Source organism: Sphingobacterium multivorum (assembly GCF_039511225.1).
GTDB lineage: Bacteria > Bacteroidota > Bacteroidia > Sphingobacteriales > Sphingobacteriaceae > Sphingobacterium.
The window spans coordinates 1,223,481-1,247,920 of sequence record NZ_CP154261.1; the positions used below are offsets into that span (position 1 = coordinate 1,223,481).

Genomic DNA, 24,440 nt, shown 5'->3' on the forward strand with positions numbered 1-24,440 from the left:
ATAGGAAGTTATATGACGCTGGAAAAGGTCTACTGGCAGAATCGAGGTGGAGCTCAGGATAGGGACAATGCGGTTGGGATAAGAGGTGGAAGCGAGCATTGAAAGCGGTCTGCTAGAGTTGGAAGTGATCTGTTGAAATCGTAAAGGGACTATTCGGAAAAGTTAATTGACCTTGCTTTTCTTTGTTTCAACAGGAGCTGTTGTAATCGTCTTCTTACCAAAAGGGAATAGCCTTTTTAGGAATTCTGAGAAGGTGTTAAATTCCTGCCGATAGAGTAACCCGAAAGCACTGATGTATTCGCCGTCGTTGGGGCTAAGAAGAAAGTTACGTGTATTTAGGCGATTGGAAGCCCGGAGGACCAAACGTCCATCTTTTCTCAAATAAAACATAGCCTCGGCATCGGTTGAGACGCGATCTGAAAATACATTTAAATCTGTTAGTGCCTGACTTCTACGGTCGGAGATACCGCCTGTCAAAACAAGTCGGTCGTTGAATAGACGAAGTGAGGCGGATGCGTCATTTAAAGATTTGATATTAATATCAAAGAAATTGATGTTGAGCGATTGGGCTATGATGTTGTTGATTTGGTTGAATGCTATTTCAGTTCCAGCAGATAGCAAGGTGTTATTGACTTCTTTACCAAAGTCTGTCTGTGTGCCAGGTGTAAAACTTCGTCTCACGATCAGACTAAGCGCCTGTTGATTGACATTGTTGGCATCTGAAAAGTATCCCTGCAGTTCATCCTTAACTCCGGGGTTTTGTGGAAAGTTGATGTCAAACGTGATTTCCGGCTGACTTAACTGCCCTTTTAGGATCATGTCGGCCTGTGCCAATACACGCTCGGGGTTTTCTTCCCGGCCTGCTGCATTATACAACGGCGCTAAGCTTGTTCTTTGTTGGTAGATGGCATTGATATTAATATTCGCTTCTGTTGGGTTTCCCGCCCATCGTACTGTTCCGCCTTCTTTGAGATCAAAAATCTTGTTGATATAATCTTGAGCGGTGAAATTGAATTTTCCGCTGTTTATGATAAAATCCCCAAACATTTCAAAATCTCCCAAAGAAGATATCCGCATATTGAGATTGCTATTTCCCCTTCCCGATAATTCGCCCATACTGGAGAATAGATTTATTTCTGCATTCGGGTTAATCAAAAGGTCCATATTCATCGTCAGACCGTTGAAATCTCGTTTCTTAACGTTTTTCTTCGTTTTGGTCGAGTCTTTCTCAATAAAGTAGATAAAGTCCGTGTCTGAGATTGTACTGGCACTATTAAAGGGAATATTGATAATCGTGTTTTCTTCGGATTTAGCCCGTATATTGATGTTCATGGCAGACGTTAGTCCTTTAAACTGAAAAGTGCCCGAAGCGTAAGCTGTGCCATAATATACATTATTGTCCTTCATTGTGGTATTTAATACCAGAAAGTTCTTCGCTTCTGCAGTAACATCGATATCGGGATCACTCAGTTTGTTAAGATCGACAACGCCATCAATGGTTGCTACATTGTTTTTGGGATCGTATACTTTTAGTCCTGTCAAAAAGATTCGGTTATTGGTCACTGCAATTTCGTCAGAAAGCCGGTATGGCGTTTTTAGGTAATTAATGACCATCGAAGCATTGTCCAATTTTCCAGAACCGGTAATTTTGGGATTCAGAATGTCTCCTTCAATAGCCAGATCTGCATTGATCTTGCCCTGGATATTGGATACTAGGCTTCTTAAAAATGGCTGAAAAACAAATACATCGGTATTTTCTAGTTTAGCTTTCAGATTAAGCTTATTGTTTTCGCTTAGATGGTTATAGGAACCTTGTAACTGAATCAATTTGTTGCCTTCTTCTATTTTACTATCTAGTTTAACCAATTGATTTTCGGGATCGTAATTTGCATTCAGTACTAATGAGCCGATTGGAATATTGTTATAGAGGATAGGTGAAGTTTTTATATTGGCTACAACAAATGGAGCTTTGAATACAGAATTAACTTCAATATTTCCGTTTAAGTTGCCGGAGAGATTGATGCCGTGGGGTTTGGTAATCCCATTTAAGGACGTCAGATTAAAGTCCTGAAATTTGAGATTGATCTGATCACTGACTTCGTTTGACAGGATGCCATCGATATGAACTTTTTGTTCGTCATGACTCAGCGTCAGTTTTTCAAAGTACCATTTTCCTTTCGATATTTTCAATTGCGCATCATTATTGACAAGCCACCGCTCTCTATTGATTAAGATATTCGATGGATAGAAATTGATATAAGCAGGTTTGGCATGGGCAAAGCGTATGACGCCATTAAGATCCAGACTATTGCTTGCTTCAAGTTCCGACATTTTGATGTTAAATTGTAAACTGTCGTTTGCCAAGGTATTTGAAATATTGACGTTTTTAATATAGGTACTGTCGGTAAAATTGATGCGATCGATGGAGGTCTGCAATTCCATATTCTTCAGATTGGCATTTTGATCGACAATCAGGTGAGTTAATCGAATACCATTGTATTTGAATTCGGGTGCGTAAAAATTAAAACTGGCCGTTTGTTTTTCACTTTCAAATTTTGCATTGAGTGTAGCGCCGCTGTCTAAAGCAATGTCCTTTCGGAAGAATGTTGCGATCGGTTTAAAAGAAGTTATATTAATATTCAGGTCAAAGTCCTGGCGATTAAAAATGTTGTTTTCAAACCCGATTGCCGGAGCGTAGCGCATAGCTAAAGCTTTAAAATAAGGAACGATTGTATTGAGGTCTATTCTTCCTTTAAGATCAATGTGTCCGATAGCCGACTGCAAGGTAAGGGAGCGTGCATTTTCATCTCCTTCGGCAAGGAAATTGATATCGCGGATAACGAATTGGCCTTTAGAGGAAGTGAAATTGACGCTGTCTGATTTAAATTCACCGGTAATATTATTGATGTTGTCCCCAATTAAACTGGTATGGAATTTTGTGTTAATAATATTGATGGAATCTCCCTGAAAGAAGTTAAGTTTTTTTAGATTCGCTTGTTGGATATCAGCATCCAGGTGATAGTTGGGTTTGACAGACCAATCGATATCTGTGGTAAACTGTAGTTTTACATTTGGATCATATATTTGCCCTGAAGCAAGAACTAACTGTTTATCTGTATTTCCTTCAATTTGTATATGTTGATAGCTGTAATTCTTGAAATTGAAATTACTGAGATCTCCTTTTATCTTTAAGCTCAGTTTCTTGGGGTCGGTACCTGTTCCGTCAACCTGTAGGTTGAAGCCTGTAGTTCCCAGATCTTTTAGTTTTGTTATCCTACCTACATCGAACTTTTTAGATTGAAAATTGCCTGCATATTTTATTTCCTTCTTGATATCCAATAAGGCGTCCGCCTCAACATTACCGATCGCAGTCGTAAAAACTCCTTTGGTCTTAAATTTATTGTAGAACCCATTTAGGCTACCTTTGAATGAAAATTTGTCGAATATCTGGACAATTTCAGGGAGTTTAAAATTTTTTAGATTTCCGAGATCGCTAATAACGGCATTTAAGTCTTTATGCTCAGATGAAATTGCTACACTGGGAACAATAAATTTAGTTTTGTCAATATCTGGTAGACCGATAATCTGCAGCTCACCTGCCAAACTGGTTTTTTTTCCAATTGTTAAATCGACCTGTGATGCGTTGATGGAAGATACCGTTCCTTCTAAATTTGCGCGCTTGATATTCACGTCAAATTTGACTTGGTGCATAGGAGAGGAAAAGAAAGCAATATCCTCGGAGTGAATACGGGAGTCCCGAGCACGAAGTTTTACATGAACTTTATTGATGAAGTCCGAAAAATCGTCAAAGCTGTTGTAGCTAAGCTTGATGTAATTTTTGAATGTAGAACGGTTGGTGGCTAGCATAAGCTCGCTGAGTTCAATGCTTGTCTTGCTTACTGTCGTTTGTCCAAGAAGGCCTTTGATTACTAGACCTTTCTTTTCGCGCAGATTGAATGTCTTTATGTTCGCCGAAATTTGATTGGAATCTATTTTTATTTTATCAAAATGGGCGTTAAGTTTGGAAATACCTAAATCTCCAAAATCGACCACTTTATTGTAATGCTTACGTCTATGGTTAACATAGCTAAATGTATTGTTCTTAATAATCAGTTCCTTTATATCGAAGATGATTTTTTTTGAACTTTTCTTTTTTTCTTTTTTAGGTGGGTTAAAGTAACGGATTAAAAATGAGATATTGGAGCTGTCCTGAAATTGCTCAAAAGTGCCTTCGGTATCTTCAATGGTTAGTTTGTTGATCACAATTTTGTTCAATTCAATGAATTGAGAAAGGTTGACGTTGGCTTCTAACCTTCCTGATTTTAATATTTCTTTTCCCTCTGGACTATAGAGTTGAAAATCTTCTACTACAATAGATTTAAAAGGTTTGAAATAGATGCTTTTGAGGCTTATTTTGGTGTTTAGTTCGTTGGATAAATAGTCGACAGCTTTTTGGGCAACATAATTTTGTACCGGTTTCAACTGTAGTGATAACGCCAATGCAAGCAGTATAATGAATATACTACCAAGGACTATTGACACTATTTTAATTATTTTTTTGATACTTTTGTATTAAAATTTATTACCTCAAGCTATGGCTATTATTTTAGGGATTGAATCCTCTTGTGATGAAACCTCCGCTTCTATCTGTATTAACGGTGAAATTCATTCAAATGTTATTGCAACTCAGGCAATCCACGCAAAATATGGTGGAGTGATTCCCGAGCTCGCTTCACGTGCTCATCAACAAAATATTATTCCAACAGTGGAAGAAGCCATTCGCCAAGCAAAAGTAAGCAAAAATCAAATAGATGCAGTGAGTTTTACGCGTGGGCCTGGATTATTAGGTGCACTTTTAGTAGGAACCTCATTTGCTAAATCTTTTGCACTTGCACAGAATATCTCTTTAATTGATATAAACCATATGCAGGCGCATATCCTGGCTCATTTTATTGAGGATCCGAAACCGAATTTTCCGTTTTTATGTCTTACTGTTTCTGGTGGTCATACGCAAATTGTATTGGTGAAAGATTATTTTGAAATGGAGCTTTTGGGAGAAACATTGGATGATGCGGCAGGAGAGGCTTTTGATAAAACAGCTAAAATCCTGAATCTACCTTATCCCGGCGGACCGCTTATCGATAAATTTGCAAAAGAAGGTAATTCAGCCGCTTATAAGCTGCCCGAACCACAGATTCCAGGTCTTAATTTTAGTTTTTCAGGATTGAAAACTGCGATATTGTATTTGGTTCAAGATCAATTGAAGCAGAACCCGGATTTTCTGACACACCATATGGCCGACTTATGTGCTAGTGTACAATCGCGTATTGTATCAATCCTGCTGAATAAATTAAAGAAAGCAGCAAAGGAAACAGGTGTAAAGGATATTGCCATCGCGGGTGGCGTTTCGGCCAATTCTGGCCTGAGGCAAAGCTTAATTGAAATGGGCGAGAAATACAATTGGAGAGTGTTTATTCCAAAATTTGAATATTGTACTGATAATGCAGCGATGATTGCTATTGCAGGTTATCACAAGTTTTTAAAGAAAGATTTCGTTGGTCAGGACGTTGCTCCTATGGCTAGGATGCATCTGTAGTTTATACCGATATAGGAGTTTCCTCGGGCACTGTCCTTTTGTGCTGAGGAAACTTAAACTTGTTTATTTATAAGGGGGAACTATACCCATAGGCCTGCGCCGTAGAGGTAAATAAGTTTTTCTTTGGCTGGTAAAAGTTCAGTTCGTAACCCTCGGCACCCCAAAAAATGCTGATAAAACTAATTCCTTGCTCAGAACGCAATACGGTTAGTATCTGAAAAGCCTCGTTGTCAAACTGACCGCCATCATCAACACGCCAAGTGCTGATATCATCGTATAAGGCCGGGAAATCCAAATTGATCAGCTGTTCGTCCTTTGCGTAGGAAAATACAGCTAAAGCAGAGTCTTGTTGATTTTCAAACACCGTAAGATTAAACTCGGACTGATCACTGAGGATCGCAACTGTCGTACTTTTATTAATCTTCCTATTGTATTTCTTTTCAAGCTGCTCCTTAATTTCTGGAGAAGTTTCTTTTTGAACTTTTGTAAACTTCTCAATTTTATACTGGTCTATAAAAGCTTTATTGACAAGCATGCCGAATTCGCCAGACTTGATCGCGTCACTAATTTTAAATAACGAACCTTCACTATTCGCAAAGTTCTGGGCGGTCTGTCTTCCGTTACTCTCTTTGTTGTCCATTTTATTCTGAACAAATTCAAGCGGGCTTACCTGATTTTCCACAATCACATAGTTGTATTTTTCAGGTCCTTCCATCGCTTGATCCATAGGTAAAGCGATAAGTGAATCTTTTTGTTGGTTTAAAAAACCAAAATATGGCGAAATAGTCTTTTCCTTGTTTTCGTGCTTGATTGCAGTTTTGGATTGATTTTGATTGTTCCCGCAAGCATACAATGTAAGTAGAAAAATAGCTGAAAAAAGTGACTTCATAAGTATTTTGAATTTTTTTGTGAAATATAAGGCTTTCGCTCATCATAATGAAAAGATTTAAACTTTAATGTTATGATGAACTCTAAATTGAATATCTACCGCAAAGAATGGCTGGACGTTATTTTTGCTGGTCGCAACAAAATGTACGGAGCTTACGAGTTGCGAAATCTCTCTGATAGAGCAACAAATATGGGTTTGGGAATTGTTGTTTCTTTTGCAGTTTTGCTGATTGCAGGATCCTATGCATATAATAAATATTTTAAGCAAACTGTTCCGGCCGTGATTTATGAAGTACAAGATATTGGCCCCGACATGCTGGAAGAAATTCAAAAGAAGGTGGAGGAAAAAGAGGAGGTTCCTGAAGAACCTGTTATGATGCAGGAGAAAGCCCCGCAGCAGGTTGCCCAAGATGTATCCAAATTTGATCTGGTTCGGATGCCCGATATAAAAGTGACCGCAGCGAGCAGAGTTACCGAAGAGCTTGTGAGTCAGGATGAGTTGAAAAACCCCAATACAATGACTTCAAGGATCACATTGAAAGCAAGTCCATCGGGAACATATATTGCGCGCGGTGAATTTGGTTCTTCAAAAAGAGATGGTGATATTACTGGTTCTAAAGATGGTTCATTATCGGGAGGCGGAACTGATGATAATGCTAACAATACATTTACATCAGTAGAAATTATGCCAACACCTGTGGGGGGACTGCCTGCTTTTATGAAGTGGATCGCCGAGAATTACAACTTTCCACAACAGGCCTTAGACCAAGGAGTTTCGGGTGTTATAGAGGTTTCTTTTGTCGTTGAGAAAGATGGATCATTGACAGATATTGCTGTTAAACGTGATATGAAATTTGGTACGGGAGATGCTGCTATAAACTTATTGAAGAAAGCGAAAAAATGGAAACCTGGGGTGCAAAATGGACTTAAAGTGCGTGTAGCGTATACTTTACCGATCCGTTTAAGTGCTGTCTCACAATAAATGCTTCTTAACTTTATTTAACAGATCATCAATTAAACTTTCGATAGCCGAGACGACTCTTACTGATAAATAAGTTGAAAAAGAGTACTTATTAAAAAGAATGATTGTTGGTTTTATAAAAAATAAAGAAATGAAAAAGTTGATGTTAAGTTTGGCGCTATCTGGATTGATGTTAGCCGGTTTCGCTCAAGAAAAAAAAGATGTTAAACCAGAAATGAAAGAAGTGCAAGCTTCGGTGCATAAACATAAAATAGGAAGAATGCACGATAGTTTTCAAAATAAAACTCCAGAGGAAGTTGCTAAAATGAAAACTGATCGCATGGACCAAAAGTTAAAATTTACAGATAAACAGCGTAAAGATATCTATGCTTTTAATTTGAAGCAAGCAAAGGACCATCAGAAATTAGCTGCTGAACGCAAAGAATATCGAGCAAAAGTGAAAAAACAACGTGTGGCAGAACATGAAAAAATGATGGGAATGTTAACTCCAGAGCAACAAAAAACGTTAAAGGATTCCTACGCTGAAAATCGTAAAATGCATAAAGAACATTGGAAAAAAGACAGACAGCTAAAGAAAAGGGACTTTAAAAAGACTGAGATAAATAAAACAAATGATGCTGAAGTTAAAGCTGGTTAAGTGTTAAAAAAAAGGATAGTTTTCATATTAAATAGTGGTGAGTGTTAGTAGAGGAGGGAACCATTGGTTCCCTCTTTCTTTTTTGTTATTCTTTATTTTTTTGATGTTCTTTCCATTGTTTGGAGAATGATTTATCGGCCAATTTGGGTAGCTCTCGTTGATCTCCCCAAGTTTTCTGAAAGAATTTCTTGAGGAAGAAATTCTTGAATTTTCCGCCAAAGAAATCAATCAGTTTTCTTCGCATTATCCCGTAGGTGAACCACTGCCATACTTTTTGTTCCGTTTTTGTTGCCAGCCCCTGATCAACGGAATCTTTTCTGTTGACGAGAAGCATGCGCTGTATGTCAATACCAACGGGGCAGACCTCTGTACATTTGCCGCAGAGTGTGGAGGCGTAGCTCAGGTGTTTGAATTCCTTCATGCCATTTAAATGCGGCGATATCAACGATCCAATAGGTCCTTGATAAGTCGTTTCATAGGTATGTCCACCGATGTTCTGGTAGATTGGACATACATTCAGACAGGCGCCACAACGGATGCAGTACAAACCCTGACGTTGTTCTTTCTGCGCTAAGAGCTTGCTGCGGCCATTGTCAAGCAGTATAACATACATTTCTTCGGGCCCATCTGATTCATAAGGCTGTTTTGGCCCAGTGAGTAGCGTATTGTATACTGTTAGATTTTGACCCGTGCCATGTGTGGACAGGAGTGGCCAAAAGACTTCTAAATCTTGTACATTGGGAATGATTTTTTCTATTCCAACGACGGCGATATGTGTTTTGGGGAAGGTCGATGTCAATCGGGCGTTTCCTTCATTTTCGGTAATTGCTATACTTCCAGTTTCGGCAATTAAGAAATTGGCTCCAGTAATCCCAATTTCTGCCGATAGATAGCGATCTCGAAGTAATTCACGGGCCTTCATTGTAAGTTGCTCCGCAGATGCATCTAGTGGTGTGTCAAATTTTTCGTGAAAAAGCTTGGCAATATCTTCCAGGCTCAAATGCATAGCCGGCGTAACAAAATGATAAGGCTTTTGATCCAGCAGCTGAATGATATACTCGCCAAGATCAGTTTCTACAGCTTCAATATTTTTTGAGGCTAGAAAATGATTAAGCTCGATCTCTTCAGTCGCCATGGATTTTGACTTGACAACAGATTTTGCTTTTTTACGCGCAATGATCGAATAAATTTCGTCCAAGGCTTCCGTGGCGTCATTGGCCCAAATTACTTTTCCACCTCGAGCCGTGAAATTCGCTTCAAATTGCAACAAATAGCGATCGAGATTTTCCATGACCTTCCATTTGATCAGATTCGCTTTTATCTTGCTATTTTCAAGGTCTGCAAATTTGCTCTTACCTTTTTCAAAAGCCATGCTGTATTTGTCGATATTGTAATTGATAATATCGCGGTGTTTGGTGTCAAATGCTTTTTGCGCACTTTCCTTAATAAACGTATTAGCGGTACTCTCTGCCATCTAATCTGCTAATTTTTCACAAAAAAAGTTGGTAAAAATTACCAACTTTTAAATATACTGTTAATAAATTGTTTCTCGAAAATCGAGTTAAATAATTTATGCTTTTACCGCAATATTTAGACTTAGCTCGTCCAGCTGCTCTTGGTGAATGGTTGACGGTGCGTCAATCATAACATCTCTTCCCGAGTTGTTTTTTGGGAAGGCAATCACGTCGCGGATGGAATCTAAACCTGCCAATAAGGATACGAGTCGGTCAAAACCAAAAGCCAATCCGCCATGTGGAGGAGCACCGAAGGTAAAGGCCTCCATCAGGAATCCAAATTGTTTTTTTGCTTCTTCAGGACTGAATCCTAGATGTTTGAACATGATCGATTGCAGCTCCCTGTCGTGGATACGGATTGATCCACCACCGACTTCTACACCGTTTAAAACAAAGTCATAAGCATTTGCTCTTACTTCCCCAGGATTGGTATCTAAAAGCGGGATGTCTTCCGGTTTTGGTGAAGTGAACGGGTGGTGCATTGCATGGAAGCGGCCATTTTCTTCGTCCCATTCCAATAGGGGAAAATCAACGACCCATAATGGTGCAAAGGTTTCTTTGTTGCGGAAACCAAGTTGTGATGCAACTTCAAGGCGTAGTTCATTGAGTTGTTTGCGAACTTTGTCTGTTCCACCAGCCATAATTAACAATAGGTCGCCAGGTTTCGCGTGGAACGCAGCTGCAATGGCAGTTAGTTGTTCTGGTGTAAAAAATTTATCTACAGAGGACTTCACTGAACCATCTTCATTCACGCGTGCATATACCAATCCTGTTGCGCCAATTTGTGGACGTTTGATGAAATCTGTCAACGCATCCAATTGTTTTCTGGTGTAATGTGCACAGTTTTCAGCGTTGATACCAACAACTAATTCTGCGGCATCAAATACAGGAAAACCTTTTCCTTTGGCGACCTCGTTTAGTTCAACAAACTGCATTCCGAAACGGATATCTGGTTTGTCTGATCCGTAAAGGCGCATCGCATCCGCGTAAGTCATACGAGGAACAGTACCTAGGTCAATTCCTTTGATTGTTTTGAAGATATGTTTTGCAAGACCTTCGAAGATATTTAACACATCTTCCTGTTCTACAAAAGACATTTCGCAGTCTATTTGCGTGAATTCTGGTTGGCGATCTGCACGTAAATCTTCATCACGGAAACATTTTACAATTTGGAAATAGCGATCAAAGCCCGAAACCATCAATAATTGTTTGAAGGTTTGTGGGGATTGTGGTAACGCATAAAATTCTCCAGGATTCATACGGGAAGGTACGACAAAGTCGCGTGCGCCCTCTGGAGTTGATTTAATCAGATAAGGGGTTTCTACTTCCAGGAAGTTTTGGGAATCAAGATAACGACGTACCTCTTGGGAGGTTTTATGACGTAAAATCAAGTTTTCACGTACGGGGTTACGCCGTAAATCCAGGTATCTGAACTTCATTCTGATGTCATCACCACCATCTGTTTCATCTTCTATTGTAAAAGGAGGTAACTTAGCAGCATTTAATATTTCAAGATTTGAAACCTTGATTTCAATATCTCCAGTGGAGATTTTAGCATTTTTATTAGAGCGTTCGATAACTTCTCCAGTTACCTTGATGACATATTCTCTTCCGAGCTCACGGGCACTTGCGCGCAAGGAAGCATCATCATCTGCATTGAACGTTAATTGTGTGATACCATATCGGTCTCTAACATCGATGAAAGTCATACCGCCCAAATCGCGGGATTTTTGAACCCATCCACTTAGGGTAACCGTTTTCCCTAAGTCAGCTAGTGTTAATTCTCCACAAGTGTGTGTTCTGTGCATATCGTTATGAAAATTATATTTGACGCAAAATTATTGGTTTTACTCGACAATAACGAATTCTGTTCAGGTTATTTGAGTAGCGTTCTCCCACTTTCTTCCACATCTTTTGCCGCTGTTTTTGATGTCTCCCACTTTTCCCCCTTTTTGGGAAAAAAATGAGTGAAATTAGATTTCTAAAGAGTGAATTTTTACAATTCGTTATTGGTTTTGACAAAGAAAAGAACGAAAAATCATGTTTCTTGTATTAGCTTGTTTTGTGAGTAAATAGGGGTTTAACTGTTTGTAAATAAGGTTTTATGGTATTTTTCTTTGACGTCGACTTCCGTTTGTTGTAGCTATTTTTCGATGTGGAAAACTTTTTTATGTGATAAAGTGGGGGAAAGTGGGAGAAAGTGTATACTTTTACATTTAAATTAGAATAGGATAATTGGCGACATGACTCAGTTGATCGGAGAATTCGAATGCAAGTTAGACACCAAAGGAAGAATGGTGTTGCCAGCTGCGCTCAAGAGGCAAATGCCTCATGTAGAGCGGGATGGTCTTGTAGTGAATCGCGGTTTTGAGAAGCATTTGGTGTTTTATCCAAGGGAGGAGTGGGATTTAATGACGGCTAAGCTGGCGAAATTAAATCAGTTCGATCCCAAAGTTCGGGCGTTTGTTCGTGCTTTTACGCGTGGCGCCACAGAATTGACATTGGATGCTGCGGGTCGTGTTTTATTACCGAAAAGTTTGCTGGAATTTGCGGGAATAAGCACTGAGCTTGTTTTGGCTTGTCAGTTTAATAAAATTGAGGTTTGGTCAAAAGAGGGGTATGATGAATTGATGGGTGATGGCGGTGTTGAGGATATATCATCTTTGGCGGCAGAGGTAATGGGAGATATTAATTTTGGACTATAAGCGTATGGAGAATGTATATCATGTTCCGGTAATGTTGCAAGAATGCATGGATGCATTGGCTATTAAGCCAGATGGTGTTTATGTAGATGTGACTTTTGGTGGTGGTGGCCATTCTCGGGAGATTCTGAAGAGGTTAGGGCCGAAAGGGAGGCTGTTTGCTTTTGATCAGGATCCGGATGCATTAGAAAATGCAATTGACGATCCTCGTTTTACGTTGATACACCAAAACTTTAGGTTTCTAAAGAATAGCCTTCGTTTGGAAGGTGTACGTTCTGTAGATGGTATTTTAGCAGATCTAGGTGTTTCTTCGCATCAATTCGATGCTGCAGATCGTGGCTTTTCTATTCGCTTTGATGCAGACTTGGATATGCGTATGGATCAGGTGGGCGATTTGGATGCAAAGTCGCTGTTGGCAACCTATTCGGAGGAGGATCTGCATCGTATTTTTGGTATGTATGGTGAAATCATGAACGCCAAGTCGCTTGCGAAAACAATTGTTACTGCGCGTTTGTCACAGCCGATCCAGACTGTTGCCGAATTGAAAGAGGTGATTCAACGTATGGTTCCAAAGGGTAAAGAACATAAGTATCATGCACAGGTATTTCAGGCGCTTCGTATCGAAGTGAATCGCGAGTTGGAGGCCTTGCAGGAATTTTTGTTGCAGACCGTTGATGTACTCCGTGTTGAGGGCCGATTGGCTGTGATGTCCTATCACTCTTTGGAGGACCGTTTGGTTAAGAATTTTATGGCCAAAGGTAAGTTTAAAGGGGAAGTTGAAAAGGATTTTTTTGGAAATGAAATTAAGCCATTTCATGTATTGAGCCGTAAAGCAATTACGGCATCTGCACAAGAGTTGGCGGTAAATAATAGATCGCGCAGTGCGAAACTGCGTATTGCTGAAAAGTTGGATTTGTCTTAAAAATGGAGCGAGAGGATGAGCAGAAATACGATAAGACAGAAAGAATTGAGTGAAGAAGTTCAGGAGGAACTACAAGAAACTGTCGAAGAAAAGGCGGAAGAAACAGAAGCGTTTATTAAAACGCTTTTTACCGTTGGAGACCTTTCGTTAAATAAAATATTGCAGTACTTGCCTTTTGGTGCCTTTATCGCTTTTCTGATGTTGTTATATATTTCCAACCGTCATTTTGCCGAGCGAACTATCCGGAGTATTGATAAAGTGAGTAAAGAGGTAAAGGAATTGGGCTGGGATCATAAGTCCCTCTCTGCTGAGCTGATGAAAATGTCTACACAGACAGAAATTGCCAAACGTGTGGATTCTTTGGGGTTGAAAGAGCGTGTGGAGCCACCGATCAAGGTTGAAGTTATAGAGAATAAAGAAGATAAATAGGAAGAGTTATGAGTATCAGAAATACGATTCTTGTTCGTGTCTACTTTGCTTTTGGGCTTATCGTGCTACTTGCGTTTTTGGTATTTGGAAAAATGACCAAGTTGCAGTATGTCGATGGAGAGCATTGGAAAGCTTTAGCGGATAGCCTTTCTATTCAGGAACGAGAGGTGGAAGCTGCTCGTGGTAATATTTATTCAAACGACGGAAGCTTATTGGCTACTTCAGTGCCTGAATATGAACTTCGTTTTGATGCAATGGCGATTTCCGAAGAGGATGAGGAGTATTTCAATTTGAAAGTTGACTCCTTGGCTATTAAACTTGCTGATTTTTTTAAAGATAAATCATCTCGACAGTATTTGACATTATTAAAACAGGCGCGGAACAAAAAACAGCGCTACTTGTTGCTCAAACGCAATGTGTCACATCAGGATTTAAAACGGGTAAAACAATTTCCTTTACTTAAATCTGCTCGTGTCAATAAGGAACGGTTTCCAAGTTGTTTGATTACAGATAGGCAGAATAAGCGCATTTTACCTTTTGTCAATCTTGCTGCAAGAACCATCGGTTATAAAAATGTGAAAGAAAATATTCATGTTGGATTGGAAGGGGCATATGGAGAATATATCGACGGAAAAAGTGGGAAGAGGTTGATGCAACGTATTGCTGGTGGGGTATGGATTCCTGTTAACAAAGATATTGAGGTTGCTCCGGTTGATGGGTCTGATATTATTTCTACCATTGATGTAAATATGCAGGATATGGCTCAAAGGGCGCTGGAGAAGCAAATGATTACGAGTAATGCGGATGAGGGCTGTGTGGTGATGATGGAAGTGAAAACAGGGGAGGTGCGTGCGGTAGCCAATTTTATGCGCGATAAAGATGGAGTCTATCGTGAAAAGTTCAATCTTGCGATTGCGCAAAGTGCAGATCCAGGTTCAACGTTTAAGTTGGCTTCTTATTTGGCTTTGATTGATGATAAGAAAATAGACTCGAGTACAACAGTGAATATTGGTAATGGTAATTGGCCAATTTATAAGCATACGATTCGTGATTCACATGCGCCTAAGAAGTCTATAATTTCAGCGAAAAGGGCTTTTGAGGAGTCGTCCAATGTCGGTGTTACGAAGTTTGTATATCAAGCCTATAAGGATAACCCGGATCAGTTTACATCAAAGCTACATTCTTTTGGTTTTGGTAAGACGCTCGATCTACAGATTCCGGGGGAAGGTATACCCTTGGTGAAAACGTCGAAAAGTAAAAGCTGGAGCGGGTTGTCGCTGGTACAGATGGCTTACGGCTATGAAATGAAAATTACGCCATTGCAAACGTTGACATTTTATAATGCTGTCGCAAATAACGGGAAGTTGATAGCGCCGCTATTTGTTAAGGAAATTCGGCATTTAGGAAATACAATTCAAACGTTTCAAGCGAAAGTGATTAACGAAAAGATCGCTTCGGATCATGCTTTAGCAGAGGTGCGGGGAATGATGGAAGGTGTTATGACTGAAGGGACAGGTAGAAGTGTTGCTAGTCCGTTGTATAGCTCTGGTGGTAAAACAGGTACAGCACAGATGGCTGACGGCTCGAGAGGATACGGTGCTAGACGATATCAATCTTCATTCGCTGGATATTTTCCGGCTGAAGATCCAAAATATTCCATTATTGTGGTAATTCGTAACCCGAGAAATGGATACTATGGTGCATCGATTGCTGGACCCGTGTTTAAAGAGCTTGCAGACATGGTATATGCAAACGATATGGAAATGGAGGGGAAAAAGACGTTTAAAGCAGTCAATGTAGGCGGAAGAATGCCATTGACTTTGCAGGGTTCGAAGGAAGCTAGTAAAAAAGTGTACGATAGATTGGGGATTAATACCGTGAATTGGGATACGATCGCGCGGGGAGAGGTGGATAGCTCTACACGAGGCGTACCATTCATGGATTTAAAATATAAAGAAGGAATTGTTCCGAATGTGGTTGGCATGGGGTTGATGGATGCTTTATATGTTGTGGAGAATGCCGGATTTAAGGCGCACGTGACGGGAAAAGGAAGAGTTGGAATGCAGTCGTTAGCTGCGGGGCAGAAACTGCCTTTTGGAACGGCGATAAATTTAGAACTTAAGTAAATGATGGATTTAAAAAAAGTATTGCATGCTATCCCTGTACAGCAGGTTGTAGGGAACCTCGAAGAGGTCGATGTGCACTCTTTGTGCTTTGATTCCAGAAAAGTGGAGTTGGGAAGTTTGTTTATCGCAGTGCGAGGTGTTCAGACAGATGGTCATTTGTTTGTGGACAAGGCAATTACCTCGGGAGCTAGAGCCGTTATTGTGGAAGAGTTGCCAAAAGAAACGTTGGATTCTGTCGTCTATATCTTGGTGGCGGACTCTGCTTATGCTTTAGGTGTCGCTGCTGCTAATTTCTATGGCAATCCTGCTGAGCAGTTGAAACTTGTCGGTGTAACCGGTACAAATGGTAAAACGACAGTCGCAACATTGTTGTTTCAGCTGTTTACTGAGTTGGGCTACCATGTTGGCTTATTATCTACGGTACAAAACCAGATTGGAACGAAGGTTATACCCGCAACGCACACAACGCCAGACCCTATTCAATTGAATAAATTGTTACGGGATATGGTTGATGATGGCTGTGATTATGCGTTTATGGAGGTTAGTTCACATGCTGTCGTTCAGGAACGTATTGCAGGCTTGGTGTTTGCGGGCGCAATATTTACGAATATTACCCATGATCACCTGGATTTTCATAAAACTTTTGATAACTATATTAAAGCGAAAAAAAAGTTTTTTGATGATTTGGATGCGAATGCTTTTGCTTTGACGAATGCTGACGATAGAAATGGTCAGGTCATGCTTCAAAATACAGTGGCACATCGGAAAAGCTATGGCTTACGTTCTGGAGCGGATTTTAAAGCAAAGGTGATCGAAAGCCATTTCGATGGTATGTTGATGAGCGTTGACGGGCAGGAAGTGTGGGTGAAATTGATCGGCGATTTCAATGCTTATAATCTTTTAGCGGTTTATGCTGCCGCTATTTTGCTAGAGCAGGAAACGGTGAAAGTGCTAACCGCGCTCAGTACATTGAAGGGAGCAGAGGGACGGTTTGAAACGATGAAATCAGCTTCGGGTGTTTTTGGAATCGTAGACTACGCGCATACACCTGATGCGGTTGAAAATGTGTTGAAGACCATAAGTTCATTGCGACGTCCAGAACAAAAAATCATCACTGTGTTGGGATGCGGAGGAGATCGGGATAAGACCAAAAGACCTGAAATGGCAGCGGCAGCGCTGCGTTATAGTGATCGTTTTTTGATTACGTCCGATAATCCACGTACAGAAGATCCTTACCAGATTATTAGAGATATTGAGGCGGGTGTGGCGGCAGACCAGAAGGTGAAGACGCTCTCTATAGCTGATCGTAAGGAAGCAATAAGGACAGCCTATCAGCTGGCTAGTCCTGGAGATATTATCCTAGTGGCAGGAAAAGGGCATGAGAAATATCAAGATATACACGGTGTAAAGCATCATTTTGATGATAAAGAAGTTTTAGAGAATACATTTAACGAACAATAGAAATATGTTGTACCATCTTTTTACGTGGCTTAGCGAATATATTCATATACCTGGAGGAGGTTTGTTTCAATACATCTCCTTTCGGACATCTATGGCTGTAATCGCTTCATTGATTATTACCACGGTTTTTGGGGGAAAATTGATTCAATTCTTGCATAATAAGCAAGTTGGAGAGACAATTCGTGATTTGGGGCTTGAAGGAGAAAAAAAGAAAGCTGGTACGCCGACAATGGGTGGGATCATCATCATTGCAGGTATCCTTATACCGACCTTGTTATTTGCGAAATTGACGAATATCTATGTGATTATCATGATCGTGACAACACTTTGGATGGGCGCAATTGGATTTTTAGATGATTATATAAAGGTCTTTAGACATAACAAAGAAGGTTTAGCTGGTAAGTTTAAAGTTGTTGGGCAAGTTGGCTTGGGAGCGATTATTGCTTGTACGATGTACTTTCATCCAGATATCGTTGTCCGAAAAGGGGTGGATAAACCAACCTCCACTAAACCCGTTGAAGTGGTTATCAATGAAGGTACAGGTGAGAAAACCTACGCTGAAAACGTGAAATCATCGAAGACAAATATTCCATTTTATAAAAATAACGAGTTTGATTATGCTAAGGTGTTTAAGATATTCGGACTACAAAGTGATTATCTGACTTTTATCGTCTTTTTAGTTGTTGTTATTTTTATCGTTACGGCAGTTTCAAACGGCGCAAATATTACGGACGGTATCGATGGTTTAGCTACGAGTACATCCGCTATCATTGGTGTTACTTTAGCCATTTTAGCTTACGTGTCGGGTAACGTGATCTTTTCAGATTACCTCAATATTATGTATATCCCTAATTCCGGAGAACTCGTGATTTTCGCTGGAGCATTTGTGGGGGCCTGCGTGGGTTTCCTATGGTATAACACGTATCCTGCTCAAGTTTTTATGGGGGATACGGGAAGTTTGGCGATCGGTGGTATTATTGCTGCTTTCGCGATCCTGATCCGGAAAGAATTATTGATACCGATTCTATGTGGTGTATTTCTGTTGGAAAACCTTTCGGTAATTCTTCAAGTGTCGTATTTCAAATACACTAAAAAGAAATACGGTGAGGGTAGACGGATTTTTTTGATGTCGCCATTACATCATCACTTTCAGAAGAAGGGGTATCACGAGGCAAAAATTGTAACACGTTTTGTTATCGTAGGAATCATATTGGCCATTCTTACTATTGTAACATTGAAAATTAGATAATGATGTCAAATATTGCAACAACATATTATCCTCAATCTGGAAGTTTGGTCATTTTAGGTGCTGGCGAAAGCGGTGTTGGAACGGCAATTCTGGGAAAAGAAAAGGGATTTGATGTATTTGTGTCAGATAAAGGGCTTATTGCAGACCACTATAAGGAACAACTAAAAGCGGAAGGAATAGCTTTCGAAGAAGGTCAACATGACGAAGGCCGTATCTTGAATGCTGCACTGGTTGTAAAAAGCCCTGGTATTCCAGCGACCGTACCATTGGTCGTTGCATTGAGAGCAAAGAATATACCTGTGATTGCAGAAATTGAATTTGCGGCGCAATATACGGATGCAAAGTTAATCTGTATTACAGGGTCAAACGGAAAGTCTACCACGACGATGTTGACTTATGAAATGCTTAAGCATGGCGGTTTAAACGTCGGATTGGCAGGTAATATCGGGAAAAGCTTTGCATTGCAGGTGGCTAAAGAACAGTTCGATTGCTATGTATTGGAAATATCGAGCTTTATGCTGGACGATATGTACCATTTTAGAGCAGATGTTGCTGTTATACTGAATATTACTCCTGATCATTTGGATCGCTATGACCATAAAATGGAAAATTATGTGGATTCAAAATTCAGAATGATTCAAAATCAAACGGAGAAGGATTATTTTATATACTGCCTGGACGATCCGGAAACAGTTAAGGGATTGGAAAGACATCATAGTAAAGGGACCTATTTGCCTTTTACACAAGAACAACTTGTTGAATTGGGGGCTTATTTAAATGCCAACAAAACAATAATTATTAATACACCAAATAACGATACATTCACTATGAGAGCTGAGGAATTGTCATTGCAGGGGAAGCATAATATTTATAATAGCATGGCTTCTGGGTTAATTGCGAAAGTGCAGGAATTGAGAAATCAAGTGATGAAAGAAAGTATGGGGTCGTATGTGAATATTCCGCATCGCCTTGAACATGTAGCCTGTATCGGCGGTGTAAATTACATTAATGATTCAAAGGCGACGAATGTAAATTCGGTATGGTATGCTTTGGAAAGTTTCTCTACACCAATCGTGTTGTTATTGGGTGGCGTGGATAAAGGAAACGATTACAGTATGCTTGCTGATTTGGTCAGAGACAAGGTGCGCGCTATCGTTTGTTTAGGAAAAGATACGGCTGCAATTCATAAAGCATTTGAACAAGATGTAGAGATTATTGTCAACAGTACCTCCATGCAAGATGCCGTGGTATTGTCGTCTCACTTGGCTCAAAAAGGTGACACCGTCTTATTGTCTCCTGCTTGCGCTAGTTTTGATTGGTTTAAGAATTATGAAGATCGTGGCGATAAATTTAAGGCTGCTGTAATGGAATTATAAATGGTGTAACCCAATAAGAGGAGGAAGGATATGCTACAGAATATAATGTCTAAATTGAAGGGTGATCGATGGATATGGATCATTGTGATTATCTTATCGGGATGGTCACTTTTGGCTGTATACAGTTCGGTGGGTACGTTGGCTTATAAAGAAGGGAAAGGGACTGAAATGTATCTGTTAAAGCATTTCTCTATTATTGCCATAGGCTTTGTCCTGATGTATCTTTCTCACAAGTTAGATTATCGGTATTATGCGGGTATATCCAAAATAATGATGGGTATTACAATCCCTTTATTGTTGTTTACGCTGTTGTTCGGAAGTAAAGTTAATGAAGCTAGTCGTTGGTTGACTATCCCTGGTATAGGTTTGACCTTTCAAACATCGGATTTAGCAAAGTTGTCACTTATCGTCTTTCTTGCAAGGATGTTATCCCGGAAGCAGGAAGAGATCAAAGATGTGAAAAAATCGTTCTTACCCATTATGGGGTCGGTGTGTGGTGTGTTTATTCTGATTGCCTTGGCCAATCTATCTACCGCATTGATGCTGTTTGGCGTGAGTGTTTTATTGCTCTTGATCGGACGGATTAGTTTTAAGCAGATAGCCATTGTTTGTTGTGGCGGAGGGGTGCTTCTCATGATGGTTATCTTCTTTGGTCCCCGTAGAACGACTTATATCAGTCGGGTAAAATCTTTTTTTCATACTGAAAAAGTGGATAAAACGGTATCCTTCCAGGATGATAAAAATTATCAGGCAAACAATGCGAAAATTGCTATAGCAACTGGTGGGCTTTTTGGAAAAGGACCGGGAAATAGTGTGCAACGTAATGTGTTGCCGCACCCTTATTCCGATTTTATTTACGCGATTATCATCGAAGAATATGGAACAGTCGGGGGGGTGATTCTGCTATTTCTGTATTTGGCATTTATGTATCGATGTATACGTATTGTCACGATGAGTCCCAAAGCTTTTGGTACTTTTCTGGCTGCGGGTTTGGGATTTAGTTTGACGATTCAGGCATTGGCTAATATGGCTGTGGCAGTAGGATTAGGACCGGTAACGGGGGTTCCGCTTCCACTAGTGAGTATGGGGGGAACGTCGATTTTATTTACGAGTGTCGCCTTGGGAATCATCCTGAGCGTGAGTAGAAATATTGAAGAATTAAAAGGTAAAGAAGAGCTGGATGAAAAGCCTAAACCGAAAAAAGTGGTTATAGGATCTATTCCTGCATAATAATAAATTAAGCATGGCAATTCGCGTAATTATCAGTGGTGGTGGGACCGGAGGACATATCTTTCCGGCGATTTCAATTGCAAATGCGTTGAAGGCAATGGATCCTGCAAATGAAGTTCTATTTGTGGGTGCCAATGGCCGGATGGAAATGGATAAGGTGCCGGCTGCAGGATATAAGATTGTTGGACTCGACATTCAGGGAATCAATAGAAAGCAGCTGTGGAAAAATATCTTTTTGCCGTTTAAGCTTATGAAAAGTTTAAGTAAAGCAAAAAGCATAATCAAGGATTTTAGACCGGATGTGGCTGTAGGTGTAGGCGGTTTTGCTTCTGGTCCATTGTTAATGATGGCTAATAAACTGGGGGTGCCAACAGTGGTGCAGGAGCAAAATTCCTATGCGGGGGTAACCAACAAAAAAGTTGGCGCTAAGGCAGCAAAAATATGTGTGGCATATGAGGGGATGGAGCAATTTTTCCCTGCTGAGAAAATATTGCTTACGGGCAATCCAATAAGACGCGAGTCTATTGCGATAGCAGGAAAAAGAGAAGAGGCCTTAACGTTCTTTGCGTTAGATCCACACAAAAAAACAATTTTGGTACTTGGAGGTAGTCTGGGGGCCAAAACATTAAACGAAAGTGTCGTTGCCTATCTGAATGAGCTGAAAGCAGAAGAAGTGCAGGTGATTTGGCAATGCGGCAGTTTCTACGTTGAACAGTTACAGCAAGAGCTTGCAGGAAAGCTTCCAGGTAATATTAAGATGTTAGCCTTTCTTCAGCGTATGGATTATGCTTATGCTGCGGCAGATTTAATTATTAGCCGTGCCGGAGCTGGTACTATTTCTGAGCTCTGTGTGGTTGGAAAACCTGTTGTTCTTGTACCTTCACCTAATGTTGCTGAAGATCATCAGACCAAAAATGCAATGGCGTTGGTCAATAAAGGTGCTGCATTATTGGTGAAGGATAGTGAGGCAAAAAGAGACTTAATACCTGCTGCTTTAAATTTATTAAAAGAGGTTGATCAGGTCGCACAATTAAGTGAAAATATCAAAAAACTCGGTAGGTTGGATGCTGACGTGCAGATTGCCGAGGAGGTGTATAAATTGGTTAATAAAAAATAGACGAAGTATGAATCTAGATGCAATAAAACAAGTTTACTTGATCGGAATAGGTGGTATAGGCATGAGTGGTCTTGCACGCTATTTTAAGCATTTGGGCTGTGAGGTGAATGGATATGACCGTACAGAAACTGAGCTGACTAAAACCTTAGTCGAGGAAGGAATTGTGATCTCCTATCAGGATGATATCAATACGATTGATGGTATTTTTCATGTCCCAACAGCAGAGACACTAGTCATTTTTACACCTGCTATTCCTAAAGATTCGAAGATTAAGGCCTTTTTCGAATCACATGGACATACGCTTTATAAACGGTCTCAGGTTTTGGGGATCATTAGCGAGAGTAGATTTACAGTAGCTGTTGCTGGTACACATGGTAAAACAACAACTTCTACTATGGTGGCACATGTATTGAAGGATTCGGGTTACGACTGCTCTGCCTTTTTGGGAGGAATTAGTTCTAACTACGGTACCAATGTGCTTTATGGTAATAATAATACAGTTGTGGTTGAGGCTGATGAATTTGATCGTTCATTTCTGACGCTTCACCCCAATATCGCAATAGTAACTTCTTCTGATGCGGATCATTTGGACATTTATGGCGACCGTAGCCATTTGCTTGAATCGTTTCAAATGTTCTTGGATAAAGTGGTTGAAGGAGGTACACGTATTATAAAAAAGGGCCTTGAGTTTAAGGGGCAAATCAGTTATTCAGGCCATGAAATCGCTGATGCATATGCTTCCAATGTGCATGTACGCGATGGAGAGTTCTTTTTTGATTATCAAGATACCAATGGAAAGATCGATGATATCCATTTGGGTATTCCTGGTATCCATAATGTTGAAAATGCGGTGGCTGCAATTGCAGTGGCCCGTTTACTTGGGATTGAGAACGAAGCGATCAAGAAAGCGTTGACGACATTCAAAGGAGTGAAAAGAAGGTTTGAATATATTGTCCGTAAACCTGGAGCGGTGTATATTGATGACTATGCACACCATCCAGAGGAATTGCGTGCATTTTTAACTTCGATGCGTAAATTGTATCCCACAAAAAAACTAAATGTGGTGTTTCAGCCGCATTTATTTACGCGTACGCGGGATTTTGTGGATGGTTTTGCCGAGGTATTGTCCATGGCAGACAATCTGTTGTTAATGGAAATTTATCCAGCACGGGAGCTTCCCATTGAAGGGATCAATTCGAGTTGGTTATTGGATAAAATTACGGCAACGGAAAAACAGCTTGTAACAGCAGAAGAAGTCCTGGAATTCGCACGCGATGAAAAGCCGGAACTAATTGTTACAGTTGGGGCAGGTGATATTGACAAATTGGTTAAACCGTTACAGGCCATTTTAGAGCATGCTTAAAAAATTACGTAACATACAATGGAATCGTGTCCTCTACTTTACGCTGTTTTTTATCGGCGTAATAGTCGTCGTCGTGATTATGAGTATTGTTGGGAAACGTGATGAGCAGCAGGTTTGTAAAGATATTAAGATTGTCATTGAAGGCACAGAAGCTTTTATTGATCAGGCTGATATCTCCAAATTGATCGAACAGAACTATGGTAGTTTCGTGGGGAAGAAAGTCAATGGAATCCCCTTTCAGAAGGTTGAAAAAACCTTGCGCAAATTACCGTATGTTTCCGATGCCAGTATACATGCCGATATGGATGGTACGATCAGAATTAACATTAATCAGCGCGAGGCTGTCATGCGGGTCATCAACAAAAATGGCAAGGAATTTTATGTAGACCCCAAAGGATTGAAGATACCGACAACGTTGAAGTATATACCGCACATCATGGTTGCTACAGGTAATATCGCAGAAGGATATAATGAAGCATTGGATACCATCGCAACACCATTGGTTAAAGATTTGGTCAAGGTTGTTGAATTTATCAAAAATGACGAATTATGGAATAACCAGGTGGTGCAGATATATGTGAATCCGGATAAGGATATTGAACTTGTACCTCGTGTAGGGACACAGCAATTGATTGTTGGATCGGCAGATTCATTGGAACAAAAATTTGAATTATTAAACACCTTTTATACGCAGATCATGCCAAAGGTAGGTATAAATGCTTATGGTGTTGTCAACGTGAAATATGGAGGTCAGATCATCTGTGAAAAGCGAGGAAACTGGAGTTTTTCAGATGATCAAACAAAAAAAGTAGCAAATAATACATTATAGTAATACAGCAACAATACAG

Annotated in this window: 18 protein-coding genes; 14 read left to right on the forward strand and 4 right to left on the reverse strand. The window is 40.1% G+C overall.

Annotated elements, in window-relative coordinates:
- Positions 1–162: 162 nt before the first annotated feature.
- Positions 163–4,542, reverse strand: coding sequence for a translocation/assembly module TamB domain-containing protein (locus tag AAH582_RS04935; protein ID WP_343321354.1), 4,380 nt, complete (start codon positions 4,540–4,542; stop codon positions 163–165).
- Positions 4,543–4,594: 52 nt separating this feature from the next.
- Here AAH582_RS04935 and tsaD point away from each other — a divergent pair, with 52 nt between their 5' ends.
- Positions 4,595–5,596 (forward strand): tRNA (adenosine(37)-N6)-threonylcarbamoyltransferase complex transferase subunit TsaD, encoded by a 1,002-nt coding sequence (gene tsaD, locus AAH582_RS04940; RefSeq protein ID WP_343321355.1) that lies wholly within the window; start codon positions 4,595–4,597, stop codon positions 5,594–5,596.
- Between the two features lie 67 nt (positions 5,597–5,663).
- Here the strand turns inward: tsaD and AAH582_RS04945 are convergent, their stop codons facing one another.
- A complete protein-coding gene (locus AAH582_RS04945) occupies positions 5,664–6,485 on the reverse strand; it encodes a hypothetical protein (protein WP_343321356.1) in 822 nt (273 codons plus the stop codon).
- 72 nt (positions 6,486–6,557) lie between these two features.
- Between AAH582_RS04945 and AAH582_RS04950 the strand changes: the two genes are divergently transcribed.
- Together AAH582_RS04950 and AAH582_RS04955 are read left to right on the forward strand one after the other, a co-directional pair.
- Positions 6,558–7,466, forward strand: coding sequence for an energy transducer TonB (locus tag AAH582_RS04950; RefSeq protein ID WP_343321357.1), 909 nt, complete (start codon positions 6,558–6,560; stop codon positions 7,464–7,466).
- Between the two features lie 100 nt (positions 7,467–7,566).
- The gene (locus tag AAH582_RS04955; protein WP_053003666.1) at positions 7,567–8,103 is read left to right on the forward strand and encodes a hypothetical protein; all 537 of its coding nucleotides are present in this window, start codon (positions 7,567–7,569) and stop codon (positions 8,101–8,103) included.
- A gap of 85 nt (positions 8,104–8,188) precedes the next feature.
- Here the strand turns inward: AAH582_RS04955 and AAH582_RS04960 are convergent, their stop codons facing one another.
- Positions 8,189–9,577, reverse strand: a complete 1,389-nt coding sequence (locus tag AAH582_RS04960) for a LutB/LldF family L-lactate oxidation iron-sulfur protein (protein WP_343321358.1) — start codon at positions 9,575–9,577, stop codon at positions 8,189–8,191.
- A 96-nt stretch (positions 9,578–9,673) separates the two neighbouring features.
- On the reverse strand, positions 9,674–11,425 hold the full coding sequence (aspS, locus tag AAH582_RS04965) for an aspartate--tRNA ligase (RefSeq protein ID WP_046673963.1): 1,752 nt from the start codon (positions 11,423–11,425) through the stop codon (positions 9,674–9,676).
- 435 nt (positions 11,426–11,860) lie between these two features.
- Here aspS and mraZ point away from each other — a divergent pair, with 435 nt between their 5' ends.
- The 11 genes from mraZ to AAH582_RS05020 are packed head-to-tail and all read left to right on the forward strand — an operon-like array spanning position 11,861 to position 24,421.
- On the forward strand, positions 11,861–12,322 hold the full coding sequence (gene mraZ / locus AAH582_RS04970) for a division/cell wall cluster transcriptional repressor MraZ (RefSeq protein ID WP_046673964.1): 462 nt from the start codon (positions 11,861–11,863) through the stop codon (positions 12,320–12,322).
- Between the two features lie 4 nt (positions 12,323–12,326).
- A complete protein-coding gene (rsmH, locus tag AAH582_RS04975) occupies positions 12,327–13,241 on the forward strand; it encodes a 16S rRNA (cytosine(1402)-N(4))-methyltransferase RsmH (RefSeq protein WP_046673965.1) in 915 nt (304 codons plus the stop codon).
- A 15-nt stretch (positions 13,242–13,256) separates the two neighbouring features.
- Positions 13,257–13,670 (forward strand): FtsL-like putative cell division protein, encoded by a 414-nt coding sequence (locus tag AAH582_RS04980; protein WP_046673966.1) that lies wholly within the window; start codon positions 13,257–13,259, stop codon positions 13,668–13,670.
- A gap of 8 nt (positions 13,671–13,678) precedes the next feature.
- Positions 13,679–15,796, forward strand: coding sequence for a penicillin-binding protein (locus AAH582_RS04985; RefSeq protein WP_046673967.1), 2,118 nt, complete (start codon positions 13,679–13,681; stop codon positions 15,794–15,796).
- On the forward strand, positions 15,797–17,257 hold the full coding sequence (locus tag AAH582_RS04990) for a UDP-N-acetylmuramoyl-L-alanyl-D-glutamate--2,6-diaminopimelate ligase (protein ID WP_343321359.1): 1,461 nt from the start codon (positions 15,797–15,799) through the stop codon (positions 17,255–17,257).
- 4 nt (positions 17,258–17,261) lie between these two features.
- Positions 17,262–18,506 carry a phospho-N-acetylmuramoyl-pentapeptide-transferase gene (mraY, locus tag AAH582_RS04995; RefSeq protein WP_046673969.1) on the forward strand — a complete coding sequence of 415 codons (1,245 nt, stop codon included), beginning with the start codon at positions 17,262–17,264 and terminating at the stop codon, positions 18,504–18,506.
- A gap of 2 nt (positions 18,507–18,508) precedes the next feature.
- Entirely contained in the window at positions 18,509–19,882 is a 1,374-nt protein-coding gene (gene murD, locus AAH582_RS05000; RefSeq protein WP_046673970.1) for a UDP-N-acetylmuramoyl-L-alanine--D-glutamate ligase, read from the forward strand.
- A 30-nt stretch (positions 19,883–19,912) separates the two neighbouring features.
- Positions 19,913–21,112 carry an FtsW/RodA/SpoVE family cell cycle protein gene (locus AAH582_RS05005; RefSeq protein ID WP_046673971.1) on the forward strand — a complete coding sequence of 400 codons (1,200 nt, stop codon included), beginning with the start codon at positions 19,913–19,915 and terminating at the stop codon, positions 21,110–21,112.
- 13 nt (positions 21,113–21,125) lie between these two features.
- Complete coding sequence (gene murG / locus AAH582_RS05010; protein ID WP_046673972.1) at positions 21,126–22,229, forward strand: undecaprenyldiphospho-muramoylpentapeptide beta-N-acetylglucosaminyltransferase; 1,104 nt, start codon at positions 21,126–21,128, stop codon at positions 22,227–22,229.
- A gap of 7 nt (positions 22,230–22,236) precedes the next feature.
- Positions 22,237–23,592 carry a UDP-N-acetylmuramate--L-alanine ligase gene (gene murC / locus AAH582_RS05015; RefSeq protein WP_343321360.1) on the forward strand — a complete coding sequence of 452 codons (1,356 nt, stop codon included), beginning with the start codon at positions 22,237–22,239 and terminating at the stop codon, positions 23,590–23,592.
- The gene (locus AAH582_RS05020) at positions 23,585–24,421 is read left to right on the forward strand and encodes a cell division protein FtsQ/DivIB (RefSeq protein ID WP_343321361.1); all 837 of its coding nucleotides are present in this window, start codon (positions 23,585–23,587) and stop codon (positions 24,419–24,421) included. The genes murC and AAH582_RS05020 overlap by 8 nt, the downstream gene beginning before the upstream one ends.
- The last annotated feature ends 19 nt before the right edge of the window (positions 24,422–24,440 follow it).

Excerpts from the sequence above, each read along its gene's own strand:
- tsaD (WP_343321355.1), top strand. The coding sequence starts at position 4,595 with ATGGCTATTATTTTAGGGATTGAATCCTCTTGTGATGAAACCTCCGCT.
- AAH582_RS04945 (WP_343321356.1), bottom strand. The coding sequence starts at position 6,485 with ATGAAGTCACTTTTTTCAGCTATTTTTCTACTTACATTGTATGCTTGC.
- AAH582_RS04950 (WP_343321357.1), top strand. The coding sequence starts at position 6,558 with ATGATGAACTCTAAATTGAATATCTACCGCAAAGAATGGCTGGACGTT.
- AAH582_RS04955 (WP_053003666.1), top strand. The coding sequence starts at position 7,567 with ATGATTGTTGGTTTTATAAAAAATAAAGAAATGAAAAAGTTGATGTTA.
- AAH582_RS04960 (WP_343321358.1), bottom strand. The coding sequence starts at position 9,577 with ATGGCAGAGAGTACCGCTAATACGTTTATTAAGGAAAGTGCGCAAAAA.
- aspS (WP_046673963.1), bottom strand. The coding sequence starts at position 11,425 with ATGCACAGAACACACACTTGTGGAGAATTAACACTAGCTGACTTAGGG.
- mraZ (WP_046673964.1), top strand. The coding sequence starts at position 11,861 with ATGACTCAGTTGATCGGAGAATTCGAATGCAAGTTAGACACCAAAGGA.
- rsmH (WP_046673965.1), top strand. The coding sequence starts at position 12,327 with ATGGAGAATGTATATCATGTTCCGGTAATGTTGCAAGAATGCATGGAT.
- AAH582_RS04980 (WP_046673966.1), top strand. The coding sequence starts at position 13,257 with ATGAGCAGAAATACGATAAGACAGAAAGAATTGAGTGAAGAAGTTCAG.
- AAH582_RS04985 (WP_046673967.1), top strand. The coding sequence starts at position 13,679 with ATGAGTATCAGAAATACGATTCTTGTTCGTGTCTACTTTGCTTTTGGG.
- AAH582_RS04990 (WP_343321359.1), top strand. The coding sequence starts at position 15,797 with ATGATGGATTTAAAAAAAGTATTGCATGCTATCCCTGTACAGCAGGTT.
- mraY (WP_046673969.1), top strand. The coding sequence starts at position 17,262 with ATGTTGTACCATCTTTTTACGTGGCTTAGCGAATATATTCATATACCT.
- murD (WP_046673970.1), top strand. The coding sequence starts at position 18,509 with ATGTCAAATATTGCAACAACATATTATCCTCAATCTGGAAGTTTGGTC.
- AAH582_RS05005 (WP_046673971.1), top strand. The coding sequence starts at position 19,913 with ATGCTACAGAATATAATGTCTAAATTGAAGGGTGATCGATGGATATGG.
- murG (WP_046673972.1), top strand. The coding sequence starts at position 21,126 with ATGGCAATTCGCGTAATTATCAGTGGTGGTGGGACCGGAGGACATATC.
- murC (WP_343321360.1), top strand. The coding sequence starts at position 22,237 with ATGAATCTAGATGCAATAAAACAAGTTTACTTGATCGGAATAGGTGGT.
- AAH582_RS05020 (WP_343321361.1), top strand. The coding sequence starts at position 23,585 with ATGCTTAAAAAATTACGTAACATACAATGGAATCGTGTCCTCTACTTT.